This is a genomic window from Limnobacter sp. (assembly GCF_036846585.1).
Classification (GTDB): domain Bacteria; phylum Pseudomonadota; class Gammaproteobacteria; order Burkholderiales; family Burkholderiaceae_B; genus Limnobacter.
The window spans coordinates 90,061-107,853 of sequence record NZ_DAIUBR010000005.1 but is presented as its reverse complement, the minus strand read 5'-3'; the positions used below and the strand labels follow the sequence as shown (position 1 = coordinate 107,853).

Annotated in this window: 19 protein-coding genes; 12 read left to right on the top strand and 7 right to left on the bottom strand. The window is 55.6% G+C overall.

Translation table 11 applies throughout. The features are described 5' to 3' along the window. Position 1 precedes the first annotated feature (1 nt). Genes V7028_RS04175 through V7028_RS04165 form a run of 3 tightly spaced genes read right to left on the bottom strand, consistent with a single transcriptional unit; the run spans position 2 to position 2,249 of the window. The gene (locus V7028_RS04175) at positions 2 to 721 is read right to left on the bottom strand and encodes a hypothetical protein (protein ID WP_334118845.1); all 720 of its coding nucleotides are present in this window, start codon (positions 719 to 721) and stop codon (positions 2 to 4) included. Continuing rightward, positions 718 to 1,497, bottom strand: a complete 780-nt coding sequence (locus tag V7028_RS04170) for a type III pantothenate kinase (RefSeq protein ID WP_334118844.1) — start codon at positions 1,495 to 1,497, stop codon at positions 718 to 720. Before V7028_RS04170 ends, V7028_RS04175 begins: the two co-directional genes overlap by 4 nt. Then, positions 1,494 to 2,249, bottom strand: a complete 756-nt coding sequence (locus V7028_RS04165) for a biotin--[acetyl-CoA-carboxylase] ligase (RefSeq protein WP_334118843.1) — start codon at positions 2,247 to 2,249, stop codon at positions 1,494 to 1,496. Before V7028_RS04165 ends, V7028_RS04170 begins: the two co-directional genes overlap by 4 nt. A 143-nt stretch (positions 2,250 to 2,392) precedes the next feature. Between V7028_RS04165 and V7028_RS04160 the strand changes: the two genes are divergently transcribed. Genes V7028_RS04160 through V7028_RS04140 form a run of 5 tightly spaced genes read left to right on the top strand, consistent with a single transcriptional unit; the run spans position 2,393 to position 6,002 of the window. Next, a complete protein-coding gene (locus V7028_RS04160) occupies positions 2,393 to 3,484 on the top strand; it encodes a VanZ family protein (RefSeq protein WP_334118842.1) in 1,092 nt (363 codons plus the stop codon). Positions 3,485 to 3,526: 42 nt separating this feature from the next. Next, positions 3,527 to 3,838, top strand: a complete 312-nt coding sequence (locus tag V7028_RS04155; protein WP_334118841.1) for a (2Fe-2S) ferredoxin domain-containing protein — start codon at positions 3,527 to 3,529, stop codon at positions 3,836 to 3,838. Next, complete coding sequence (locus V7028_RS04150; RefSeq protein WP_334118840.1) at positions 3,835 to 4,473, top strand: alpha/beta hydrolase; 639 nt, start codon at positions 3,835 to 3,837, stop codon at positions 4,471 to 4,473. Before V7028_RS04155 ends, V7028_RS04150 begins: the two co-directional genes overlap by 4 nt. A gap of 47 nt (positions 4,474 to 4,520) precedes the next feature. Continuing rightward, complete coding sequence (locus tag V7028_RS04145; protein WP_334118839.1) at positions 4,521 to 5,711, top strand: D-alanyl-D-alanine carboxypeptidase family protein; 1,191 nt, start codon at positions 4,521 to 4,523, stop codon at positions 5,709 to 5,711. A gap of 3 nt (positions 5,712 to 5,714) precedes the next feature. Beyond that, the gene (locus V7028_RS04140; protein WP_334118838.1) at positions 5,715 to 6,002 is read left to right on the top strand and encodes an HP0495 family protein; all 288 of its coding nucleotides are present in this window, start codon (positions 5,715 to 5,717) and stop codon (positions 6,000 to 6,002) included. Here V7028_RS04140 and pyrE read toward each other — a convergent pair whose 3' ends face one another. Beyond that, the gene (gene pyrE / locus V7028_RS04135) at positions 6,003 to 6,707 is read right to left on the bottom strand and encodes an orotate phosphoribosyltransferase (RefSeq protein WP_334118837.1); all 705 of its coding nucleotides are present in this window, start codon (positions 6,705 to 6,707) and stop codon (positions 6,003 to 6,005) included. Between the two features lie 25 nt (positions 6,708 to 6,732). On the opposite strand from pyrE, the gene V7028_RS04130 reads away from it, so the two are divergent. After that, a complete protein-coding gene (locus V7028_RS04130; RefSeq protein ID WP_334118836.1) occupies positions 6,733 to 7,515 on the top strand; it encodes an exodeoxyribonuclease III in 783 nt (260 codons plus the stop codon). A 235-nt stretch (positions 7,516 to 7,750) separates the two neighbouring features. On the opposite strand, the gene gatB is transcribed toward V7028_RS04130, so the two are convergent. The 3 genes from gatB to gatC form a co-directional block, all read right to left on the bottom strand. Next, the gene (gatB, locus tag V7028_RS04125; RefSeq protein WP_334118835.1) at positions 7,751 to 9,190 is read right to left on the bottom strand and encodes an Asp-tRNA(Asn)/Glu-tRNA(Gln) amidotransferase subunit GatB; all 1,440 of its coding nucleotides are present in this window, start codon (positions 9,188 to 9,190) and stop codon (positions 7,751 to 7,753) included. A gap of 14 nt (positions 9,191 to 9,204) precedes the next feature. Continuing rightward, positions 9,205 to 10,689 carry an Asp-tRNA(Asn)/Glu-tRNA(Gln) amidotransferase subunit GatA gene (gatA, locus tag V7028_RS04120; RefSeq protein ID WP_334118834.1) on the bottom strand — a complete coding sequence of 495 codons (1,485 nt, stop codon included), beginning with the start codon at positions 10,687 to 10,689 and terminating at the stop codon, positions 9,205 to 9,207. 64 nt (positions 10,690 to 10,753) lie between these two features. After that, the gene (gatC, locus tag V7028_RS04115) at positions 10,754 to 11,053 is read right to left on the bottom strand and encodes an Asp-tRNA(Asn)/Glu-tRNA(Gln) amidotransferase subunit GatC (protein ID WP_334118833.1); all 300 of its coding nucleotides are present in this window, start codon (positions 11,051 to 11,053) and stop codon (positions 10,754 to 10,756) included. 233 nt (positions 11,054 to 11,286) lie between these two features. Between gatC and V7028_RS04110 the strand changes: the two genes are divergently transcribed. The 6 genes from V7028_RS04110 (at position 11,287) to V7028_RS04085 (ending at position 17,793) form a co-directional block, all read left to right on the top strand. Then, entirely contained in the window at positions 11,287 to 12,330 is a 1,044-nt protein-coding gene (locus V7028_RS04110; protein ID WP_008248080.1) for a rod shape-determining protein, read from the top strand. Between the two features lie 68 nt (positions 12,331 to 12,398). Beyond that, entirely contained in the window at positions 12,399 to 13,385 is a 987-nt protein-coding gene (mreC, locus tag V7028_RS04105; RefSeq protein WP_334118832.1) for a rod shape-determining protein MreC, read from the top strand. Next, positions 13,375 to 13,899 carry a rod shape-determining protein MreD gene (gene mreD, locus V7028_RS04100; protein WP_334118831.1) on the top strand — a complete coding sequence of 175 codons (525 nt, stop codon included), beginning with the start codon at positions 13,375 to 13,377 and terminating at the stop codon, positions 13,897 to 13,899. The genes mreC and mreD overlap by 11 nt, the downstream gene beginning before the upstream one ends. Further along, entirely contained in the window at positions 13,896 to 15,806 is a 1,911-nt protein-coding gene (gene mrdA, locus V7028_RS04095; RefSeq protein WP_334118830.1) for a penicillin-binding protein 2, read from the top strand. Before mreD ends, mrdA begins: the two co-directional genes overlap by 4 nt. Continuing rightward, positions 15,803 to 16,927 carry a rod shape-determining protein RodA gene (rodA, locus tag V7028_RS04090; protein ID WP_334118829.1) on the top strand — a complete coding sequence of 375 codons (1,125 nt, stop codon included), beginning with the start codon at positions 15,803 to 15,805 and terminating at the stop codon, positions 16,925 to 16,927. The genes mrdA and rodA overlap by 4 nt, the downstream gene beginning before the upstream one ends. Further along, entirely contained in the window at positions 16,927 to 17,793 is an 867-nt protein-coding gene (locus tag V7028_RS04085; protein ID WP_334118828.1) for an NUDIX hydrolase, read from the top strand. The genes rodA and V7028_RS04085 overlap by 1 nt, the downstream gene beginning before the upstream one ends.

The following is a 17,793-nucleotide window of genomic DNA, read 5'->3' as shown; positions in this document are numbered from 1 at the left end:
CCTAAGAATCACACGGCTTTAGCTCGCCTTTGCGATTCAGCTTGAAAACGGATTCTACTGTCTCGATTTGGGCAGGCGTGCCCCGCAATTCAAAAAATACCCGGGCAGGCCCAAGCCGCTCGCGAATTTGTACGCCGGCAACACCGCGCTTGGCGAGATCGTCTTTTTGAACATTTGCACGGTCCAGATCCCGAAACAGGCCCAAGGAGATGGTGCCCTGTAAAGGACCGGGCGTTGTGATGTAAAACATGTCGGTGATGCCCTTGCCAGACAACTGCTCAATGCCCACTCCGCTGTTAACAATTTCTTGCGGCAAGTACACCACGTAACCCACGGGCACCTGCTTTTCAAGGCGCTCGAAATTGCCATTCCAATTGCTCAAAGACTCTTGAACGCGAGCTGATTCGCTTTGCAGCAAAGGCCCCCACACACGGCATTGCTGATTCTTTTTCGGATCATCCAGCACTTGCTTGCTGGCGTTTTCAATCGCCGAATCCAGGTTCGCCTGCCCTTGTTTCAAATTGATCTTCGGCGCCGGTGGCTGCGGCGACAAAACCACATCCACGGCCTGCGTCCATGGTCGCTCCACCGTGACCCATTCCGCCCGCAAACCCGGTGCCTCGATGGCTCGCGTTGAGCCATCCGCACCCAACAAACCCCAAGCCAACAGGCCCAGATTGCCAGCAACAAAAAGCCCTAACAGGGCGCGCCAACCATTCATGCCGCCCCCCCGTGCTGCATCTGATAATCAAAAACCAGGCCCTTGAACACCGCATGCTCAAGCAACTGCGCAGCCGGGTAAAGGCTTTGCATTGCTGCGGCAAACCCGCCGCTGAACCACACCACCGGCAGTTGCCCGTGTGTACGTTTCAGCTCATCCACCAGCAATTGAACCCATGCAATTTGCATGCGCCCAACCCCTGCGCCAATGGCCTGCTGCGTGTTTCGCGGCCATTCGAAGTGGCCCACAGCCAGCGTATTGAAATCCACCTTCGGAAGTTCAGCCGTGTTGTTGTGCAAACTGGTCAACATGGTTTGAACGCCCGGCACAATAAAGCCGCCCAGGTGTTGCCACGCACCTTCTTTCTTGACAAGCGCATCCAGAGTGGTGGCCGTACCAAAGCTGACCACCAGGTTCACGGGTGCTTTGCTGGCCTGCGCCACAGCCAGACACGCAGCCCAGCGATCCTTCCCCAACAAGGCTGAATTGTCGTAAGCAGACTGAAGCTGCGAATTGACATTCGCTTTCAAAACATGCAATTCAATTTTTCTGGTGTCGCAGTGCGCACGCAGCGATGCTTCAAATTCTGGCCCCAACACATTGCTCAGCAACACAGCATCAACCAGGCCTGGCAAGTCATCAAGCTTGAATTCAGCCGTGGGTTTGCTCCACTGCTGCGCCACCGCCAACAGCGGGAGGGACGCGTCGTAGTGCACACACCATTTGACCAGTGTGTTGCCTGCATCAATGCACAACAGGACGCTGGGTTTGCTCATGCCCGCACCCGCAGCGAAAGATCGCCCGCATTCAAAGCCAGCATCCCCTGTTCTTCCGTGTTGATTAAATAGGCACCCTGTTCATTGATGCCCATGGCTTTGCCTTGCAGTCGCACGGTGCCATTGTCGATCACCAGCACATCGCAACCCAGCCAGGCATCCAGGCGGTTGAATTCGCTGAAAATCGCCCCAATGCCCTGCGCACTGGCCGCATGGATGGCCTGCAAAATGGCCGACACGAAGCGATCTGCCAGTTCGCGCACTTGCGGCTGAGTTTGATCACCCAGATGCTCGACCAAACCAGTTGCACCTTGACCGCCAAGGGCTTCGGGCACACTGGGTTGCAATAGATTCACACCCAAACCGACCACCGTGACCGGACCACCGTTGCATTGAAACGACTCACACAACACGCCACCCAGCTTTTGTTGCCCGACCAACAGGTCATTGGGCCACTTCAAGCGCACCGGCACCAGCAACGTTTCGATCACCTGCGCGGCAGCCACACCCACGCAAAGCGGTAAAAACGACACGGTGTGCCCCGCCACTGGCAAACCAATGGACAAACACAAACTGGCACCCGGCAAGGTCTGCCAGCGCCGACCCGCCCGTCCACGGCCTGCAGTTTGGCTGTGCGCCAGCACGGCGGTGACACCCGATACCCGACCCTGCAGGTATGCGCGGGCTAGATAATCATTTGTCGAGTCGACTGAATCGAGTTCGATCCAGTGCACATCTGCTTGGGTTAACATCGGATGAGCGTCACATCGGGGCGAGTTGGAAAATTTCGCTCATCTTAACCCCCGAAGGGCACACAAAACCAAGGAATTGCTCAAACCCAATGCCTCCAATCCACTCCACCCTTCTGAAAAGAACCCCATACACGGGGATTTTGATGTTTGCGAGTTTGTATGCGTGCGTGGTGATTCACCTGAGCCTGTTCCCCTACAGCGATTGGCGCCACATCGGCATTGGTCCGTTTGAGTTCCTGTTTGGCCCCTGGATCCCCGTTCACCAAAAAGTATTGTGGGCCGATGTCTTCATCAATATCGGGGGCTACATTCCACTTGGCTTTCTGATGTTGCTGGGCTTGAACCGGCAACCCCGCACCCTCGACAAAATCGCGACAGTGTTGGCTTGCGCCTTGATTTCGTTCTCGCTGGAATCGTTGCAAACGTTTTTACCCAGCCGGGTGCCGTCCAAAATGGATCTGGTGACCAACACGATTGGCGCAGCCTTGGGGGTGTTGGCCGGCATTTACGTCACGGCGCAACACCGCATCGCGCCGCGCCTGAACAGGCGGCTTGAACACTGGCTGATTCAACGCGCATGGATTGGCATGGGCTTGCTGTGCCTGTGGTTCCTTAGCATTTTACCACCACAGAACCCCACCTTCAGCACGGGCCTTTGGCTGGGTAATTTGTTTGAGATTCCCGGCCCCTTGCAACAAGGCACGCCATTTGGCCTGCCACTGGAACTCCTGCTGCGCATCGAGACCATTGCCCCCACTTTTATCAACTACTGTTTTCTGGTTTGCGCGTGGATGATCGGCCTGGCACAAACCCATGCAGGGTCTCCAAGGGCACGGCTGCTGATCGTACTGATTGCAGTCACCCTGTTCATTCGCTTGCTCGACTACCTTGTATTGGCGCCCGCATCGGCTTGGTCTTATTTGGGCCAGCGCTGGTTTGAAGCCAACAGCCTGGGGCTTGCCATCGCGTTTGTTGTGGCACTGGGCATTTCCATGATGCCCGTGCTGCCACACCAGATGGCGCGCATCGGCCTGATCCACTTGCTGGGTGGCTGGTTGATTACCCTGTTGCTGCCCGGCGTATACGACCCGGAACTGGGCAACCCGGGCAGTGGTGCACTGGCCATTTTCAGGAACCTCCAGGAGGCGGGTCGATGGATCAGCGAGCTGTGGCCGATTCTGGCCCTGACTGTTTTGACCTTTCTCAGCCTGCCCGAGCGGCGTTTTCGGCGATAATAGTCTGAATACTTTTCAGCACACCTGCGGATTCCTCCAGCCATGAGCTACTTCGACAAGCATGTTTTTTTCTGCACCAACCAACGCCCCAACAATGAAAGTTGTTGCGCCGATTGCCATGCCTCTGCGGCCCATGCACACGCCAAGGAACGCATCAAGAAACTTGGGCTGAACGGCCAGGGAAAAATTCGCATGAACAAGGCAGGCTGCCTGGACCGGTGTGATGAAGGCCCGGTGATGGTGGTGTACCCGGAAGGTGTTTGGTACACCTATGTGGACATCACGGATGTGGATGAAATTATTGATTCCCACTTGGTGGGCGGCAAAATTGTTGAGCGACTGCGGCTGCCATGAACCCGAAAACCCGACATGAACTGTGGGACGGCAAAGCCGGCCCGATCGAAGTGTCCATTGACGAACCCGCCACTGCACCCAGGGGTCTCGCGGTGATTGCCCACCCGCATCCGCTGTTTGGCGGCACCAAAGACAACAAGGTGGTGCAAACACTGGCACGTGCATTCCTGCAACTGGGCTACGTGACCTTGCGGTTCAATTTTCGGGGTGTGGGCCAAAGTGCGGGCGTCCACGACAACGGCCTGGGCGAATGCGACGACCTGGTCGATTTGACGCACCGGGCACGCGCCGCGCTGCTGCGCGCCGACCTGCAAGACCAGCCAATCGCCATGGCCGGTTTTTCATTTGGTGCATTTGTGACCAGCCACGCCGCAGAGCGCCTGCGCAATTCGGGCCTTGACATCGGGAAGCTTGCCCTTGTGGGCACGGCCACAAGCCGGTTCACGGTGGCCAAAGTGCCGGAAAACACCTTGGTGATTCATGGCGAGGTTGACGACACAGTGCCTTTGACCGACGTTTTGCGTTGGGCGGGTGAACAAAATCTGCCCGTGGTGGTCATGCCAGGGGTGGAGCATTTTTTTCATGGAAAATTACCTCAACTAAAAGAGTTGGTTGTGCGTTACTACCCAAGCTGAACGCGCCCAACGCACTTTTCCATTTTTAATACACAGGAGCTTTTTACTTGTTTAATTCAGGATTTTCCAGATTCAAGCGCCAATTGAGTCAGTTCTCTTTGATCGTGGGTTTGGGCGTTTTCGCCGGCCATGCGGCCGCGCAATCCAGCGTTATGCCCCCTCCACCGGAAATCGGTGCGAAAGGTTACATGCTGCTTGACCTGACAACCGGGCAAACACTGGCTGAATTCAACAGCAGGGAACGCCTGGACCCTGCGTCACTGACCAAATTGATGACCGCCTACATGGCCTTTGCAGCACTGGAAAGCAAACAGATTCGCCTGGATCAGCAAGTGCCTGTTTCCCCGTATGCATGGAAAGCAGAGGGCTCTCGGATGTTCATTGAGCCCAACAAACCCGTGACCGTGGAAGAGCTGCTGTACGGGGTCATTGTTCAATCGGGCAATGATGCAAGCCGTGCCATAGCCGAATTGCTGGCAGGCGATGAAAACAACTTTGCCACTCTGATGAATCAGCAAGCCAAGCGCATTGGCCTGACCGACACGAACTTTAAAAATGCAACCGGCCTGCCCGACCCACAGCACTACACCACAGCGCGTGATTTGGGTATTCTGGCCAAACGCATCATTACTGACTTTCCCGAATACTACAAAAAGATGTATTCCACCAAGGAGTACACCTACAACGGCATCCGCCAGCCCAACCGCAACCGCCTGCTGTGGATCGACCCTTCCGTGGATGGCATGAAAACCGGCCACACCGAGTCCGCAGGCTATTGCCTGGTGAGCTCGGCCAACCGAAAGTTGCCCAATGGCGTGGACCGCCGCTTGCTTTCTGTTGTGCTGGGCACCACCTCGGACCAGGCTCGCACACAGGAAAGCCTGAAGTTGATGAACTACGGCTACCAGATGTTTGAAACGGTGAAGCTGTATTCTGCCAAACAGGCGATCAGCACCAGCGAGGTGTACAAGGGCCAGGCCAAAGACGTGAAACTGGGCGTGAACAAAGACCTGTTGATCAACGTACCCCGTGGCATGGCCAAACAGCTGAAAGCAACGGTCGAAAAAAAGGGAACCTTGATTGCCCCCATCGCCGCAGGCACAGAACTGGGTACCCTGAAGTTGACCTTGAACGGGGAAACGATTGGCACAGTGCCTTTGCTGGCCTTGTCCACTGTTGATGAAGCGGGCATTTTTGGCCGCGTGGTGGATTCCGCCAAGCTGTGGTTTGAAGAGTAAGCCATGGACAAACCAATGCCCGGGCAAGACAAGCCGCCAAGTCTGATCGAATTTCCCTGTCTCTTTCCAATCAAGGTGATGGGGAAAAACGTGCCTGAATTTTCACAAGTGATTTGTGATTTGCTGCTGTCCATGAACCCAGGCTTTGACGTGGCTGGGGTTGAAATGCGCCCCAGCAGCAAAGGCAACTACATCAGCCTGACTTGCTCGGTGCAGGTGAACAGCCAGGACGAACTTGACGACATTTACCGCGCCCTTTCCGGGCACGAACTGGTGTCTGTTGTTCTGTAATTACACGCCGTAGCGGGTGCGGTATTCCTTCACTTTTTCATACCAGCCTGCCAGGCGAACATTCGCCGCCTGGCGAGTCAACAGATAACGCAACAAATCTTGCAGGTTGGCAATCGCTATCACGGGGATGCCGTATAACTGCTCCACTTCCTGCACTGCCGAATGTTGGGTGTCTTGCCCGTCGCGCATGCCTTTCTCCATGCGGTCCAGTGCAATCAGCACGGCGGCGGGTTCTGCTCCATTGGCACGAATGATTTCAACGGACTCACGCACCGAGGTGCCTGCCGATATGACGTCATCCACAATGACAACCCGCCCCTCCAGCGGAGCACCAACCAGTGAACCGCCCTCTCCGTGGTCTTTTGCTTCCTTGCGATTGAATGCATACGGCACATCGCGGCCACGGCGAGCCATTTCCATGGTGGCACCTGCGACCAAAGGAATGCCTTTGTAGGCTGGGCCAAACAACATGTCGAACTCAATTCCCCGCTCAACGGTTTGCTCAAGCAAAGTTTGTGCGTAAAATTCACTGAGCTTTTGAAGAGAAAAACCCGTGTTGAACAAACCCGCATTGAAAAAGTAAGGGGACATTCTGCCCGCCTTGGTTTTGAACTCACCGAAGCGCAACACCTGTTTTTCGACAGCGAACTGCAAAAACTGGTCGGAAAGCACCTGCAAACTTTGATTTGAATCGACCACGATCAATCCCTAAAAAAACAGACTTCATACAATGACCCGCATTATCTCAGCAAATCTGAATGGAATTCGTTCTGCCCACACAAAAGGGTTTTTCCACTGGATGAACCAAAGCCAGGCCGATGTGGTGTGCGTGCAGGAAATTAAGGCGCACCTGGCCGACCTTGGGCCTGAACACCTGCAACCTGGCGAATACACCGGCTACTTTCAGGCCGCCGAGAAGAAAGGCTACAGCGGCGTGGGCATTTACAGCAAAATAGAGCCACTTAACGTAATTTACGGCCTGAATAATGCAGAGTTCGACGCTGAGGGCCGCATGGTGACGGCGGAATTCGACAACATGGTTGTGTCGTCAATCTATTTTCCGTCCGGCAGCAGCTCGGAGGAACGCCAGGAAGCGAAATTCCGGTTTTTGGACCACTTTGCGCAAGTTTTCGACGAATTTGGGAGCAAAAAGAAACCTGTGGTGCTGTGCGGCGACTGGAATATTGCCCACAAGGAAATTGACCTGAAAAACTGGAAAGGCAACCTGAAGAACAGCGGCTTCCTGCCCGAAGAACGTACCTGGATTGGCGATGCAATGGAAAAACGCGGCTGGGTGGATGCCTATCGGGTGTTGTACCCTGAAGAAACCGATGGCTGCTACACTTGGTGGAGCAACAGGGGACAAGCCTATGCCAAGAACGTGGGGTGGCGAATTGACTACCAGATGGTCAGCCCGGTTTTGCGGAACAAGATTCGCGAAGTGAGTGTTTACAAAGGGCAGAAGTTTTCAGACCATGCGCCATTGATTGCGGATTACGACCATCCGCTTTGATGAATGGGCTTGTCGAGTACACTCGGCTTCTTTAGGCCCACTCGGCAGTGGGTTTGCCTGTTCTGCACATTCAAGAAAACCGCCCCTTGTGAATTCATTCGCTGCGTTCGGCTGCAAGCTGACACCGAGACTCGGCCATCTTTTTTGCCGAGCTCGGTGAACAAGAATTAATCCAACAAGGGACTTATCGGCTTTCTGTGCAGAATCGGGCAGCCCCACCGGGCTGGCCGAGAAATTAGACGCTCAATTTCGCTTTCAAAATCTCGTTCACCTGCGCCGGGTTGGCCTTGCCGCGCGCCGCACGCATGATCTGCCCCACCAGGAAGTTGAACGACGCTTCTTTGCCAGCCTTGTACTCGGCCACAGGGCCAGGGTGCGCAGCCAGCACATCATCGATCATTTGCTCAACAGCGCCAGAATCAGAGATTTGCTCCAGCCCCTCGCCCTTGATACACGCATCCACGTCGCTGTACTTACCTTCCCACAACGCCGCAAAAACCACTTTCGCAGTTTTGTTGTTCAAGGTGCCATCCACCAGGCGCTTCACCAAGGCAGCCATCAAGGCAGGGGCAATCGGTGATTCAGCCGGGGTTTTGTCATCGCGATTCAAGCTGGCGGAAAACTCGCCCAACAACCAGTTGGCCAAGGGCTTGGCTTTGTCATTGCCGGCCTCCGCCAACGCGGCCTCAAAGTAGTCGGTCATGGCGCGGCTGGCCGTCACGGTGACGGCATCGTATTCACTCAAACCCAAATCCGTCGTGTAACGAGCCTGCTTCTGGCCCGGCAGTTCCGGCATTTCAGCGCGAACCTGCTCAACCCACTCCGCGGAAATCATCAGTGGCGGCAAATCCGGGTCGGGGAAGTAACGGTAGTCTTCCGAATCTTCTTTGCTGCGCATGGAACGGGTTTCGTTGCGATCCGGGTCATAAAGTCGCGTTTCCTGCCTGATTACACCACCATCTTCGATGATCTCGATTTGACGCTGAGCCTCAAACAAAATGGCGGCGTGCAAAAACTTGAAGCTGTTCAGGTTCTTGATTTCGCAGCGCGTGCCCAGCTTGGCCTCACCTTTGGGGCGAACCGACACATTGGCATCGCAGCGGAAGCTGCCTTCCTGCATGTTGCCGTCGCAAATGCCCAGCCATGTCACCAAGGTGTGCAGGGTTTTGGCGTAGGCCACCGCCTCTTCGGCTGAACGCATGTCGGGCTCGGTCACAATTTCCAGCAACGGCGTGCCAGCGCGGTTCAAGTCAATGCCCGAAAGGCCTGCGAAGTCTTCGTGCAGGCTTTTCCCCGCATCCTCTTCCAAATGGGCGCGAACCAGGCGCACGGTTTTCATTTGATCGCCCAGCAAAAAGCTGACAGTGCCGCCCTGCACCACGGGAATTTCAAACTGGCTGATTTGATAGCCCTTGGGCAAGTCGGGATAAAAATAGTTTTTGCGGGCAAATACGGAGTGTTCAGCCACTTTGGCGCCCACTGCCAAACCAAACTGAATGGCACGCGTCACGGCGGCCTTGTTCATCACAGGCAACACGCCGGGCAGGGCCAAGTCCACCGCGCAGGCCTGTGCGTTGGGTTCGGCACCGAAGGCCGTACTGGCTCCGGAGAAGATTTTTGACACGGTTGTTAGCTGGGTGTGGGTTTCAAGACCCACCACAATTTCCCATTGCATGGTGTGATCCTTTTTTAAGACGGTGTGCGAAGGTGCCAATCGGTGGCGGTCTGGTAATGGTCTGCCAGCGCCAGCAATTCACCTTCCTTGAAATAGTTGCCAATCAGTTGCATGCCCACAGGGCGGTTTTTGTCGCCAAAGCCCACTGGCACGCTCATGCCGGGCAAACCCGCCAGGCTGGTGCTGAGGGTGTAAATATCGGCCAGGTACATTTGCACCGGGTCGGCCGACTTTTCACCCAAATTCCACGCCACTGTGGGGCTGACCGGCCCTGCAATGAAATCGCACTGCTGGAATGCGGCCTGGAAGTCTTGCGCAATCAGGCGGCGAATTTTCTGGGCTTGCAGGTAATACGCATCGTAATAACCATGCGAGAGCACATAGGCACCCACCATGATGCGGCGCTGCACTTCAAGGCCGAAACCTTCGCTGCGAGAATTTTCGTACATGGATTTCAAATCGGCGTACTCGACCGCACGGTGGCCGTAACGCACCCCATCAAAACGCGACAGGTTGGAACTGGCTTCGGCAGGCGCAATCACGTAGTACGCGGGAATGGACAATTCCGTTCGCGGCAAGTTGATGTTCACCAGCGTGGCACCCATGAATTCAAGCTGCTTCAGCGCTGCATCGATGGGGGCACGCACATCCGCGGCCAAACCTTCACCGAAAAATTCAGCGGGCAAGCCCACTCGAACGTCGGCCAAGGGCTTTGCAGAATCACCGCCACGCAGGGGCTTTCCAAAACCTGCGGTGAAATCTTCGCTTGAGACTGGGCGCTGCACGCTGGTGCTGTCTTTCACATCAAAGCCCACCATCGCATTGAGCACCAGCGCACAATCGCGGGCGCTGTGCGCCATGGGGCCGGCCTGGTCCAGGCTGCTGGCATACGCAATCATGCCGTAGCGGCTGCAACTGCCATAGGTGGGCTTGATTCCGGTGATGCCACAAAGAGATGCTGGCTGACGAATGGACCCGCCAGTGTCGGTGCCGGTGGTGAAAGGCACCACTCCAGAGGCCACCGCCACAGCCGAACCACCCGAAGAACCTCCTGGCACGGCCAGTGTGTCCCAAGGGTTCAGGCAAGGGCCATAAGCACTTTTCTCATTCGAGGAACCCATGGCAAATTCATCGCAATTCAATTTGCCAATGCTAACCGTGCCTGCGGCATTCAAGCGTGACACCACTTCGGCATCGAAGGGGCTTTGGTAGCCCGCCAGCATTTTGGAACCCGCTGTGCTTGTCCAACCCTGCGTGACAAAAATATCTTTGTGAGCGGTTGGAATTCCCAACAGGGCGCCGGTTTCGCCTGCGGCCAAACGCGCATCGGCGGCTTTGGCTTGTTGCAAGGTCAGGTCATCGCGAATGTCGACGAATGCGTTCAAGCTGGACTGTTGGCCCGCATTGCGCAGCGCTTCTTGGGCCAATTCAGTGGCACTGGCTTTTTTTTCGTCCAGCAAGGCGCGAAGCCGGGAAATACTTTGAAGTTGGGAAGACATGTTTAAAACCACATTCCAATATCAGATCGGGAATAAAAAAGGACACAACACATCGATGAAAGATTTACTCAATCACCTTGGGCACCAGGAACAGGCCCTTCTCGGCAGCGGGCGCATTGGCCATATTGGCTGCGCGGTTTTCATGTTCAGTCACAACGTCTTCGCGCAAGCGCAGGGCAATGGGCTGAATCAGTGAAATTGGATGCGCGAGTGGCTCGACACCGTCGGTGTTTTCACTGCTCAAGCGGTCGGCCAGCTGCATGATGTTGTTTAATTGTTGCTCAAGGGCCTGGGCTTGCTCAGGCGCCAGCTTCAAGCGCGACAAGGCTGCAATTTTCGCAATTTGCCCGGAATCCAGGGACATAAAATTTCTCCGCCGACAAGCAGGCCTGAACATCGCTTCTAAATGATGCAAAAGCCGCTTGGTGAAAGTCTGTGTTGATCAAAGTCTTCTTATTTTATAGGTTATCATCGGTAGTTACGCCACTTGACAAGTGAAGTCCCATAATTAGTGGCGTGTCGGGCAACTTCTGTACAACTTTGAGCTTCGCGGGCTTGGCAGCTCTCCAACTACACAATACAGGTTAGAACATCACCATGTTTGGGTTTCTACGCAGCTACTTATCAAACGACTTGGCCATTGATTTGGGCACGGCCAATACGCTCATTTACGCCCGCACCAAGGGAATCGTTCTCGATGAACCGTCCGTTGTGGCCATTCGCCAGGAAGGCGGCCCCAACGGCAAGAAGACCATCACGGCCGTTGGCCTTGAAGCCAAGCAGATGCTGGGCAAGGTCCCGGGCAACATTGAGGCCATTCGCCCCATGAAAGACGGCGTGATCGCCGACTTCACGGTGACAGAGCAAATGCTCAAACAGTTCATCAAGATGGTTCATGAAAGCCGCCTGTTTTCGCCCAGCCCCAGAATAATCATTTGCGTGCCCTGCGGGTCTACACAAGTTGAACGCCGTGCCATTCGCGAAAGCGCACTGGGCGCCGGTGCTTCCCAGGTTTACCTGATTGAAGAACCCATGGCAGCAGCCATTGGCGCAGGCTTGCCGGTTTCCGAAGCATCGGGTTCCATGGTGGTGGACATTGGCGGCGGCACCACGGAAGTGGGCATTATTTCCCTGGGAGGCATGGTGTACGCAGGCAGCGTGCGCGTGGGTGGCGACAAGTTCGATGAAGCAATCATCAGCTACATTCGCCGCAACTACGGCATGATGATTGGCGAACCAACCGCAGAGGCCATCAAGAAGCAGATTGGCTCTGCATTTCCTGGTTCAGAAGTGAAAGACATGGAAGTGACCGGCCGCAATTTGTCCGAAGGCATTCCACGCCGCTTCACGATTTCATCGAATGAAATTCTGGAAGCGCTGACCGAGCCTTTGAACGCGATCGTTTCGGCTGTGAAATCCGCACTGGAACAAACACCACCTGAACTGGGTGCCGACATTGCCGAACGCGGCATGATGCTGACCGGTGGTGGCGCTTTGCTGCGCGACCTGGACCGTTTGTTGATGGAAGAGACCGGTTTGCCAGTGCACGTGGCCGAAGACCCGCTGACTTGCGTGGTTCGCGGTTGTGGCCTTGCGCTTGAACGCATGGACAAATTGGGCACCATTTTCACCAGTGAATAAGTAGCGAGCAATAAACGGTTCGAACTCTGGCTTCTCACGCGGCTTGGTATTGAACCGGCGACAAGCCTATGGAGTACACACCACCACCGCTGTTCAAACAAGGCCCGTCCGCACGTGTGCGGCTGGTCTTTTTTGTCGCGCTTTCGGTGGGTTTACTATTTGTCGATGCCCGCTTTGGTGCCATGGAAGTGGTGCGGAAAGTGGTTGGCACCGTACTGTACCCTGTCCAGACCGTTGCCAGTTTGCCCGTGGAATGGGCGCGCGCCGGTATTGATTACGTCACCACACTGGATTCGCTGCAATCAGAAAACAAAGAACTGATTCGCACACAAATTCAGGACAAGCAAAAGCTGCACGAGCTCGAAACCCTGAAGCTGGAAAACGAGAAACTTCGCAAACTCACGAACGTGGGTAACACGCTGAAGGTGAAGCGGTCCATCCTGAGTGAAATCGTAAGCGACGCCCAGGATCCTTTTTCGCGCAAGATCATCATCGGAAAAGGCCTGATTCAAGGCATCAAGGAAGGCATGCCCGTCATCGATGAACTCGGCCTGCTTGGGCAAGTAACCCGAGCCTTCCCCAGCCGGGCAGAAGTCAGCCTGATCACCGACAAAGAACAGATTATCCCGGTGGAGAACCTGCGCAATGGCATTCGCAGTGTGGCTTACGGTGGGCTGGATGGTGGTTTGCTTGAACTCCGCTTCATGGCGGCCAATGCCGACATAGAAAACAACGACCTGCTGGTGACTTCCGGACTGGATGGTGTGTACCCCCGTGGCATTCCGGTGGCACGCGTCATTCGCGTGGAACGCAATTCGCGATATGCCTTCGCCAGCATTTTCTGCGAACCCATTGCCGGTGTGGAACGCCACCGCTTTGTGCTGGTGCTGGATACATTCATGACCATTCCAGACAACACCGAGCCCGCGCCCGCCAACCAGGGCACGAGTCAGCCTGCACCTGCCACAGCGGTTGCGCCTGCCCAACAACAAGCAGCACCGCCAGTTGTCGCCCCGGCAGCCCCCACAACCGACAGAGGGGCCAATGGCAATTAACCCTTTCGGCGATTCGGAAATTCTGCGCCCGGTGAACCCGTGGTTCATTGTGTTTTCCCTTTTGGCAGCGATGCTGTTCAAGTTCATTCCAATTGACAGAAACTGGATCACCCCCGACCTGCTGGCCCTGGTGCTTGTGTTCTGGAACATTCACCAACCCCGCCGGATCGGGATTGGCGCAGCCTGGTGTTTTGGGGTGGCCATTGACGTGCATTCAGCCAGCGTGTTCGGCGAACACGCGCTTGCCTACACCCTGCTTTCCTATTTTGCGATCACCATCCACCGGCGCGTCATGTGGTTTTCACCCATGATGCAAGCAGCGCACATATTCCCCCTACTGCTGGCTGCACAGGCAATTACTGTGGGTATACGTGTAATGTTCGGTGCCGCCTTCCCCGGTGCATGGATATTTGCAGAAAGCGCCCTGACCGCTGCCTTGTGGCCATTGACGCAGTTCTTGCTGCTCGCCCCGCAAAAGCTGCCTGAAAACCGTGACAATGACCGCCCGATATGACCGAGTTCACTCACCCTGAACAAGCCATCAAACAGTTCCGGCTGCGGCTGTTTCTCGCCGGGCTGTTCGTGGTTGCACTGTTCATGATTCTGGTGGGTCGGCTGCTGTGGTTGCAGGTGATCAGCTATGACAAATACCAATCCAAAGCCGAAGACAACCGGATTACGATTGTGCCACTGGTGCCAAACCGGGGGCTGATTCTGGACCGAAATGGTGTGGTGCTTGCCAACAACTATTCGGCCTACACCCTGGAAATTACCCCTTCAAAAATCGACAAACTCAACGAGATGATCGATGAATTGGGGAAGATTGTTGAAATTTCAACGCTGGATCGCCGACGTTTCAAAAAACTTCGGGCTGAATCCAAACGCTTCGAGTCCATCCCGATCCGCACCCGGCTGACCGATCAGGAAGTGGCCCGTTTCGCCGTGCAAAGCTTTCGTTTTCCCGGTGTGGAAATTCGGGCGCGCCTGTTCAGGCAATACCCTCATGGTTCACAGGCTGCGCACCTGCTGGGTTACATCGGCCGCATTTCTGCACGCGACCAGGACCGGATTGAAGAACTGGACCAAACCAATAACTACAGGGGTACGGCCTATATTGGCAAGGACGGCCTGGAAAAACGATATGAAACGGAACTGCATGGCCGCACCGGCTTTGAGGAAGTAGAAACCTCGGCGGGTGGGCGTGCCGTTCGGGTGTTGTCACGATCCCCTGCGGTGCCGGGTGAAAACCTGATGTTGTCCATCGACATTCGCCTGCAAGACGCTGCTGAAAAAGCGCTGGCTGGAAAGCGGGGTGCCTTGGTGGCGATTGATCCGCGCAACGGGGACATTCTGGCCATGGTCAGTGCGCCCAGCTTTGACCCCAACCTGTTTGTCGAAGGCATTGATTCCGAAAACTGGAAAGCCCTGAACGAAAGCATTGACCGCCCCTTGTTGAACCGCCCGCTGGCGGGCACCTATCCACCGGGTTCCACCTTCAAACCATTTATGGCTTTGGCCGCACTTGAGAAAGGGTTCCGAAATGCGTCCACCACCATCCGCGACCCCGGTTATTTTGATTTTGGTTCCCGCCGTTTCATGGACGACAAAATTGGCGGGCACGGCTTGGTGGACATGTACAAATCGATTGCTGAATCCTGCAACACCTACTATTACATGCTGGGCAGCGAAATGGGCATCGACATCATTTCCGAATTCATGGGTCGCTTTGGCTTTGGTTCGCGCACCGGCATTGATCTGGATGGCGAACGCACTGGCGTTCTTCCCTCCAGGGAATGGAAGGCTGCTGCATTTAAAAAAGCAGAAGCGCAACGCTGGTATTCAGGCGAAACCGTGTCGGTTGCCATTGGGCAAGGCTACAACACCTACACGCCGCTGCAATTGGCGCACGCCACTGCAGTGCTGGCCAGCGGCGGCATGAATGCGACGCCACGGCTGGTGCGGGCTTTTCAAAACCCGGTCAGCGGCGCAATGACAGAAAAACCACTGGAAGCTTTCCGGCAAATGAACCTTCAACAACGCCACGTGGATTCGGTAAAATTAGGCATGCGCGGTGCAGTGCTGGAAGGCACGGCGCGCGGGGTATTCCGGGACGTGAATTATGAGGTTGCCGGCAAAACCGGCACCGCCCAGGTGTTCGGCCTGAAACAGGGCGAAACCTATAAAGACCGAGCTGCCGCCGCCGAGCGTTTACGCGACCATGGCTGGTTTATTGCGTTTTCACCTATGGAGCAGCCACGGATTGCCCTTGCCGCCATTGTAGAAAATGCGGGCTTTGGCAGCCAGTCTGCCGCCCCGGCAGTCAAGCAGGTACTGGACACCTTTTGGACATTGCAAGCGCAAAATGACCCATCCATCGTGTTGCCAGTGCCATTGGCGCCCACCGAGGAGGCATTGCCATGAAACGCGCCCGCCCCATGCACCGAGAACCCATCTGGCCCCGCGTCAGACCGTTCATTACTGTGTTTGATCCAGTGCTCAGCACCATCCTGCTTTCACTGGTGGCGTTTGCCCTGATCACGCAGTACAGCGCAGCATTCGACTTCGAGGGCCGATTTGCTGACCACTCCCGCAACCTGTTGATCGCCTTTCTGGTGATGTGGGTGACAGCCAACCTGAAACCACAGTTCTTGATGCGAATCGCGGTACCGCTGTACGTGGTTGGCGTGGTCTTGCTGATCGCAGTGGAGTTGTTTGGCGACATTTCCAAAGGTGCGCAGCGCTGGCTCAACCTGGGTTTCATTCGGATTCAGCCGTCTGAAATCATGAAAATTGCGATGCCCTTGATGCTGGCCTGGTTCTTTCAGCAACGCGAAAACGTGTCCGGCTGGCGTGAATTCGCGATGGCCGCAATCATTCTGGCCATTCCGGGCATTCTGATCCTGAAACAGCCCGATCTGGGCACAGCCCTGCTAGTGCTGGGTTCGGGATTTTTCGTGATTTTCTTCGCAGGCTTGTCCTGGAAAGTGCTGGCTTGGCTCACGGGCCTGTTTTTGGCCAGCTTGCCAGTGTTCTGGACCCTGATGCACGAATACCAGCGCCAGCGCGTAATGACCCTGCTCGACCCCACCCAGGATCCGCTTGGAAAGGGATTCCACATCATTCAGTCCACTGTGGCAGTGGGGTCTGGCGGGTTCACGGGAAAAGGGTTTTTACAGGGCACGCAAACCCACCTGGAATTCATTCCGGAACGCACAACCGACTTCATTTTTGCGGTGCTGGCAGAAGAGTTCGGGCTGCTGGGTTGCCTGGTGCTGTTGACGTTGTATACCTGCCTGATTGTGCGCGGCCTTGTCATTGCCGGCAATGCACCCACTCTGTTTTCCCGGCTGATGGCCGGTGCCATGGCGCTGATTTTCTTTACCTATGCCTTTGTGAATATTGGCATGGTTAGCGGTATTTTGCCGGTGGTTGGCGTACCCCTGCCCTTGATGAGTTACGGCGGTACAGCCATGGTGACACTGGGCATGGGTGCGGGTATTTTGATGAGTATTCAAAACACCAAGAAGCTGGTTCAGACCTGATGTACCACATTCACGCAGACAAAGCGTGGCTGGACCACACGCTGCCAACACAATTCAAGCCGTTTATCGCGCGTTGGCGGGACCACACCAGCGCCCCGGCCAGCCAGTTCTCGGACTGGTATCTGAACAGCGAACACATTGGGCATTTGGATACAGCACATGTGCCCGAGCTGCTGCGCGCTTTTGATGCTTGTGGTTTGACCTGCACGCAAAGTGCGCGGGGTATTGAATGCACCACGGTTGCCAATCAGCAGGCGTTAAGCGCCGCATTGATGACAGCGGGCAACATGGCGCGCGCATGGGGCCTGGCACCCGGCTGGCGCAACGAAGAACAGCTGCTGCTGAACCGGCACGGCGAAGTTTTGGGGCAGGCAGAACGCGCGCTGTTCAAAACCTGGGGCTTGAGAAGCCGTGCCGTGCATGTGCATGTCGAGAACCACCAAGGCATGGTGTGGACTGGCGTGCGGGCGCACAACAAACACGAGAACCCAGGCATGCTGGACAATTTGGCTGCAGGCGGCATTGCCAGTGCTGAAACCGTGGAACATGCGCTGTGGCGTGAACTAAGTGAGGAGGCCGGGCTTCATTCAGACGATTTTGAATGGATTAGGCCAATGTCCCCACATGAACTGGTATTAAGCCGCCCCTTGCTGTATGGTGGCTGGCATCACGAAACAGTGATTCTGTTTCATGGTCAGTTAAAGCCAAACCGCCGCCCCTGCAACCGCGATGGCGAGGTGGGTGCATTCCAGTTAATGCCCCCGAAAGCCTGCGTTGAAGCCATCAATGCATGGCAGTTCACGCCCGACGCGGCCCTGTGCTGTGCGCTGGCGCTGACCACCATCGAACAAACACGAAAGGACTAA

What these genes read in the sequence shown, in the direction of transcription:
- V7028_RS04110 (WP_008248080.1), top strand. Translation starts at nt 11,287, where the DNA reads ATGTTTGGGTTTCTACGCAGCTACTTATCAAACGACTTGGCCATTGAT.
- gatB (WP_334118835.1), bottom strand. Translation starts at nt 9,190, where the DNA reads ATGCAATGGGAAATTGTGGTGGGTCTTGAAACCCACACCCAGCTAACA.
- mreC (WP_334118832.1), top strand. Translation starts at nt 12,399, where the DNA reads ATGGAGTACACACCACCACCGCTGTTCAAACAAGGCCCGTCCGCACGT.
- V7028_RS04155 (WP_334118841.1), top strand. Translation starts at nt 3,527, where the DNA reads ATGAGCTACTTCGACAAGCATGTTTTTTTCTGCACCAACCAACGCCCC.
- V7028_RS04175 (WP_334118845.1), bottom strand. Translation starts at nt 721, where the DNA reads ATGAATGGTTGGCGCGCCCTGTTAGGGCTTTTTGTTGCTGGCAATCTG.
- mrdA (WP_334118830.1), top strand. Translation starts at nt 13,896, where the DNA reads ATGACCGAGTTCACTCACCCTGAACAAGCCATCAAACAGTTCCGGCTG.
- V7028_RS04170 (WP_334118844.1), bottom strand. Translation starts at nt 1,497, where the DNA reads ATGAGCAAACCCAGCGTCCTGTTGTGCATTGATGCAGGCAACACACTG.
- gatC (WP_334118833.1), bottom strand. Translation starts at nt 11,053, where the DNA reads ATGTCCCTGGATTCCGGGCAAATTGCGAAAATTGCAGCCTTGTCGCGC.
- V7028_RS04130 (WP_334118836.1), top strand. Translation starts at nt 6,733, where the DNA reads ATGACCCGCATTATCTCAGCAAATCTGAATGGAATTCGTTCTGCCCAC.
- V7028_RS04165 (WP_334118843.1), bottom strand. Translation starts at nt 2,249, where the DNA reads ATGTTAACCCAAGCAGATGTGCACTGGATCGAACTCGATTCAGTCGAC.
- V7028_RS04085 (WP_334118828.1), top strand. Translation starts at nt 16,927, where the DNA reads ATGTACCACATTCACGCAGACAAAGCGTGGCTGGACCACACGCTGCCA.
- mreD (WP_334118831.1), top strand. Translation starts at nt 13,375, where the DNA reads ATGGCAATTAACCCTTTCGGCGATTCGGAAATTCTGCGCCCGGTGAAC.
- V7028_RS04140 (WP_334118838.1), top strand. Translation starts at nt 5,715, where the DNA reads ATGGACAAACCAATGCCCGGGCAAGACAAGCCGCCAAGTCTGATCGAA.
- V7028_RS04150 (WP_334118840.1), top strand. Translation starts at nt 3,835, where the DNA reads ATGAACCCGAAAACCCGACATGAACTGTGGGACGGCAAAGCCGGCCCG.
- rodA (WP_334118829.1), top strand. Translation starts at nt 15,803, where the DNA reads ATGAAACGCGCCCGCCCCATGCACCGAGAACCCATCTGGCCCCGCGTC.
- gatA (WP_334118834.1), bottom strand. Translation starts at nt 10,689, where the DNA reads ATGTCTTCCCAACTTCAAAGTATTTCCCGGCTTCGCGCCTTGCTGGAC.
- V7028_RS04160 (WP_334118842.1), top strand. Translation starts at nt 2,393, where the DNA reads ATGTTTGCGAGTTTGTATGCGTGCGTGGTGATTCACCTGAGCCTGTTC.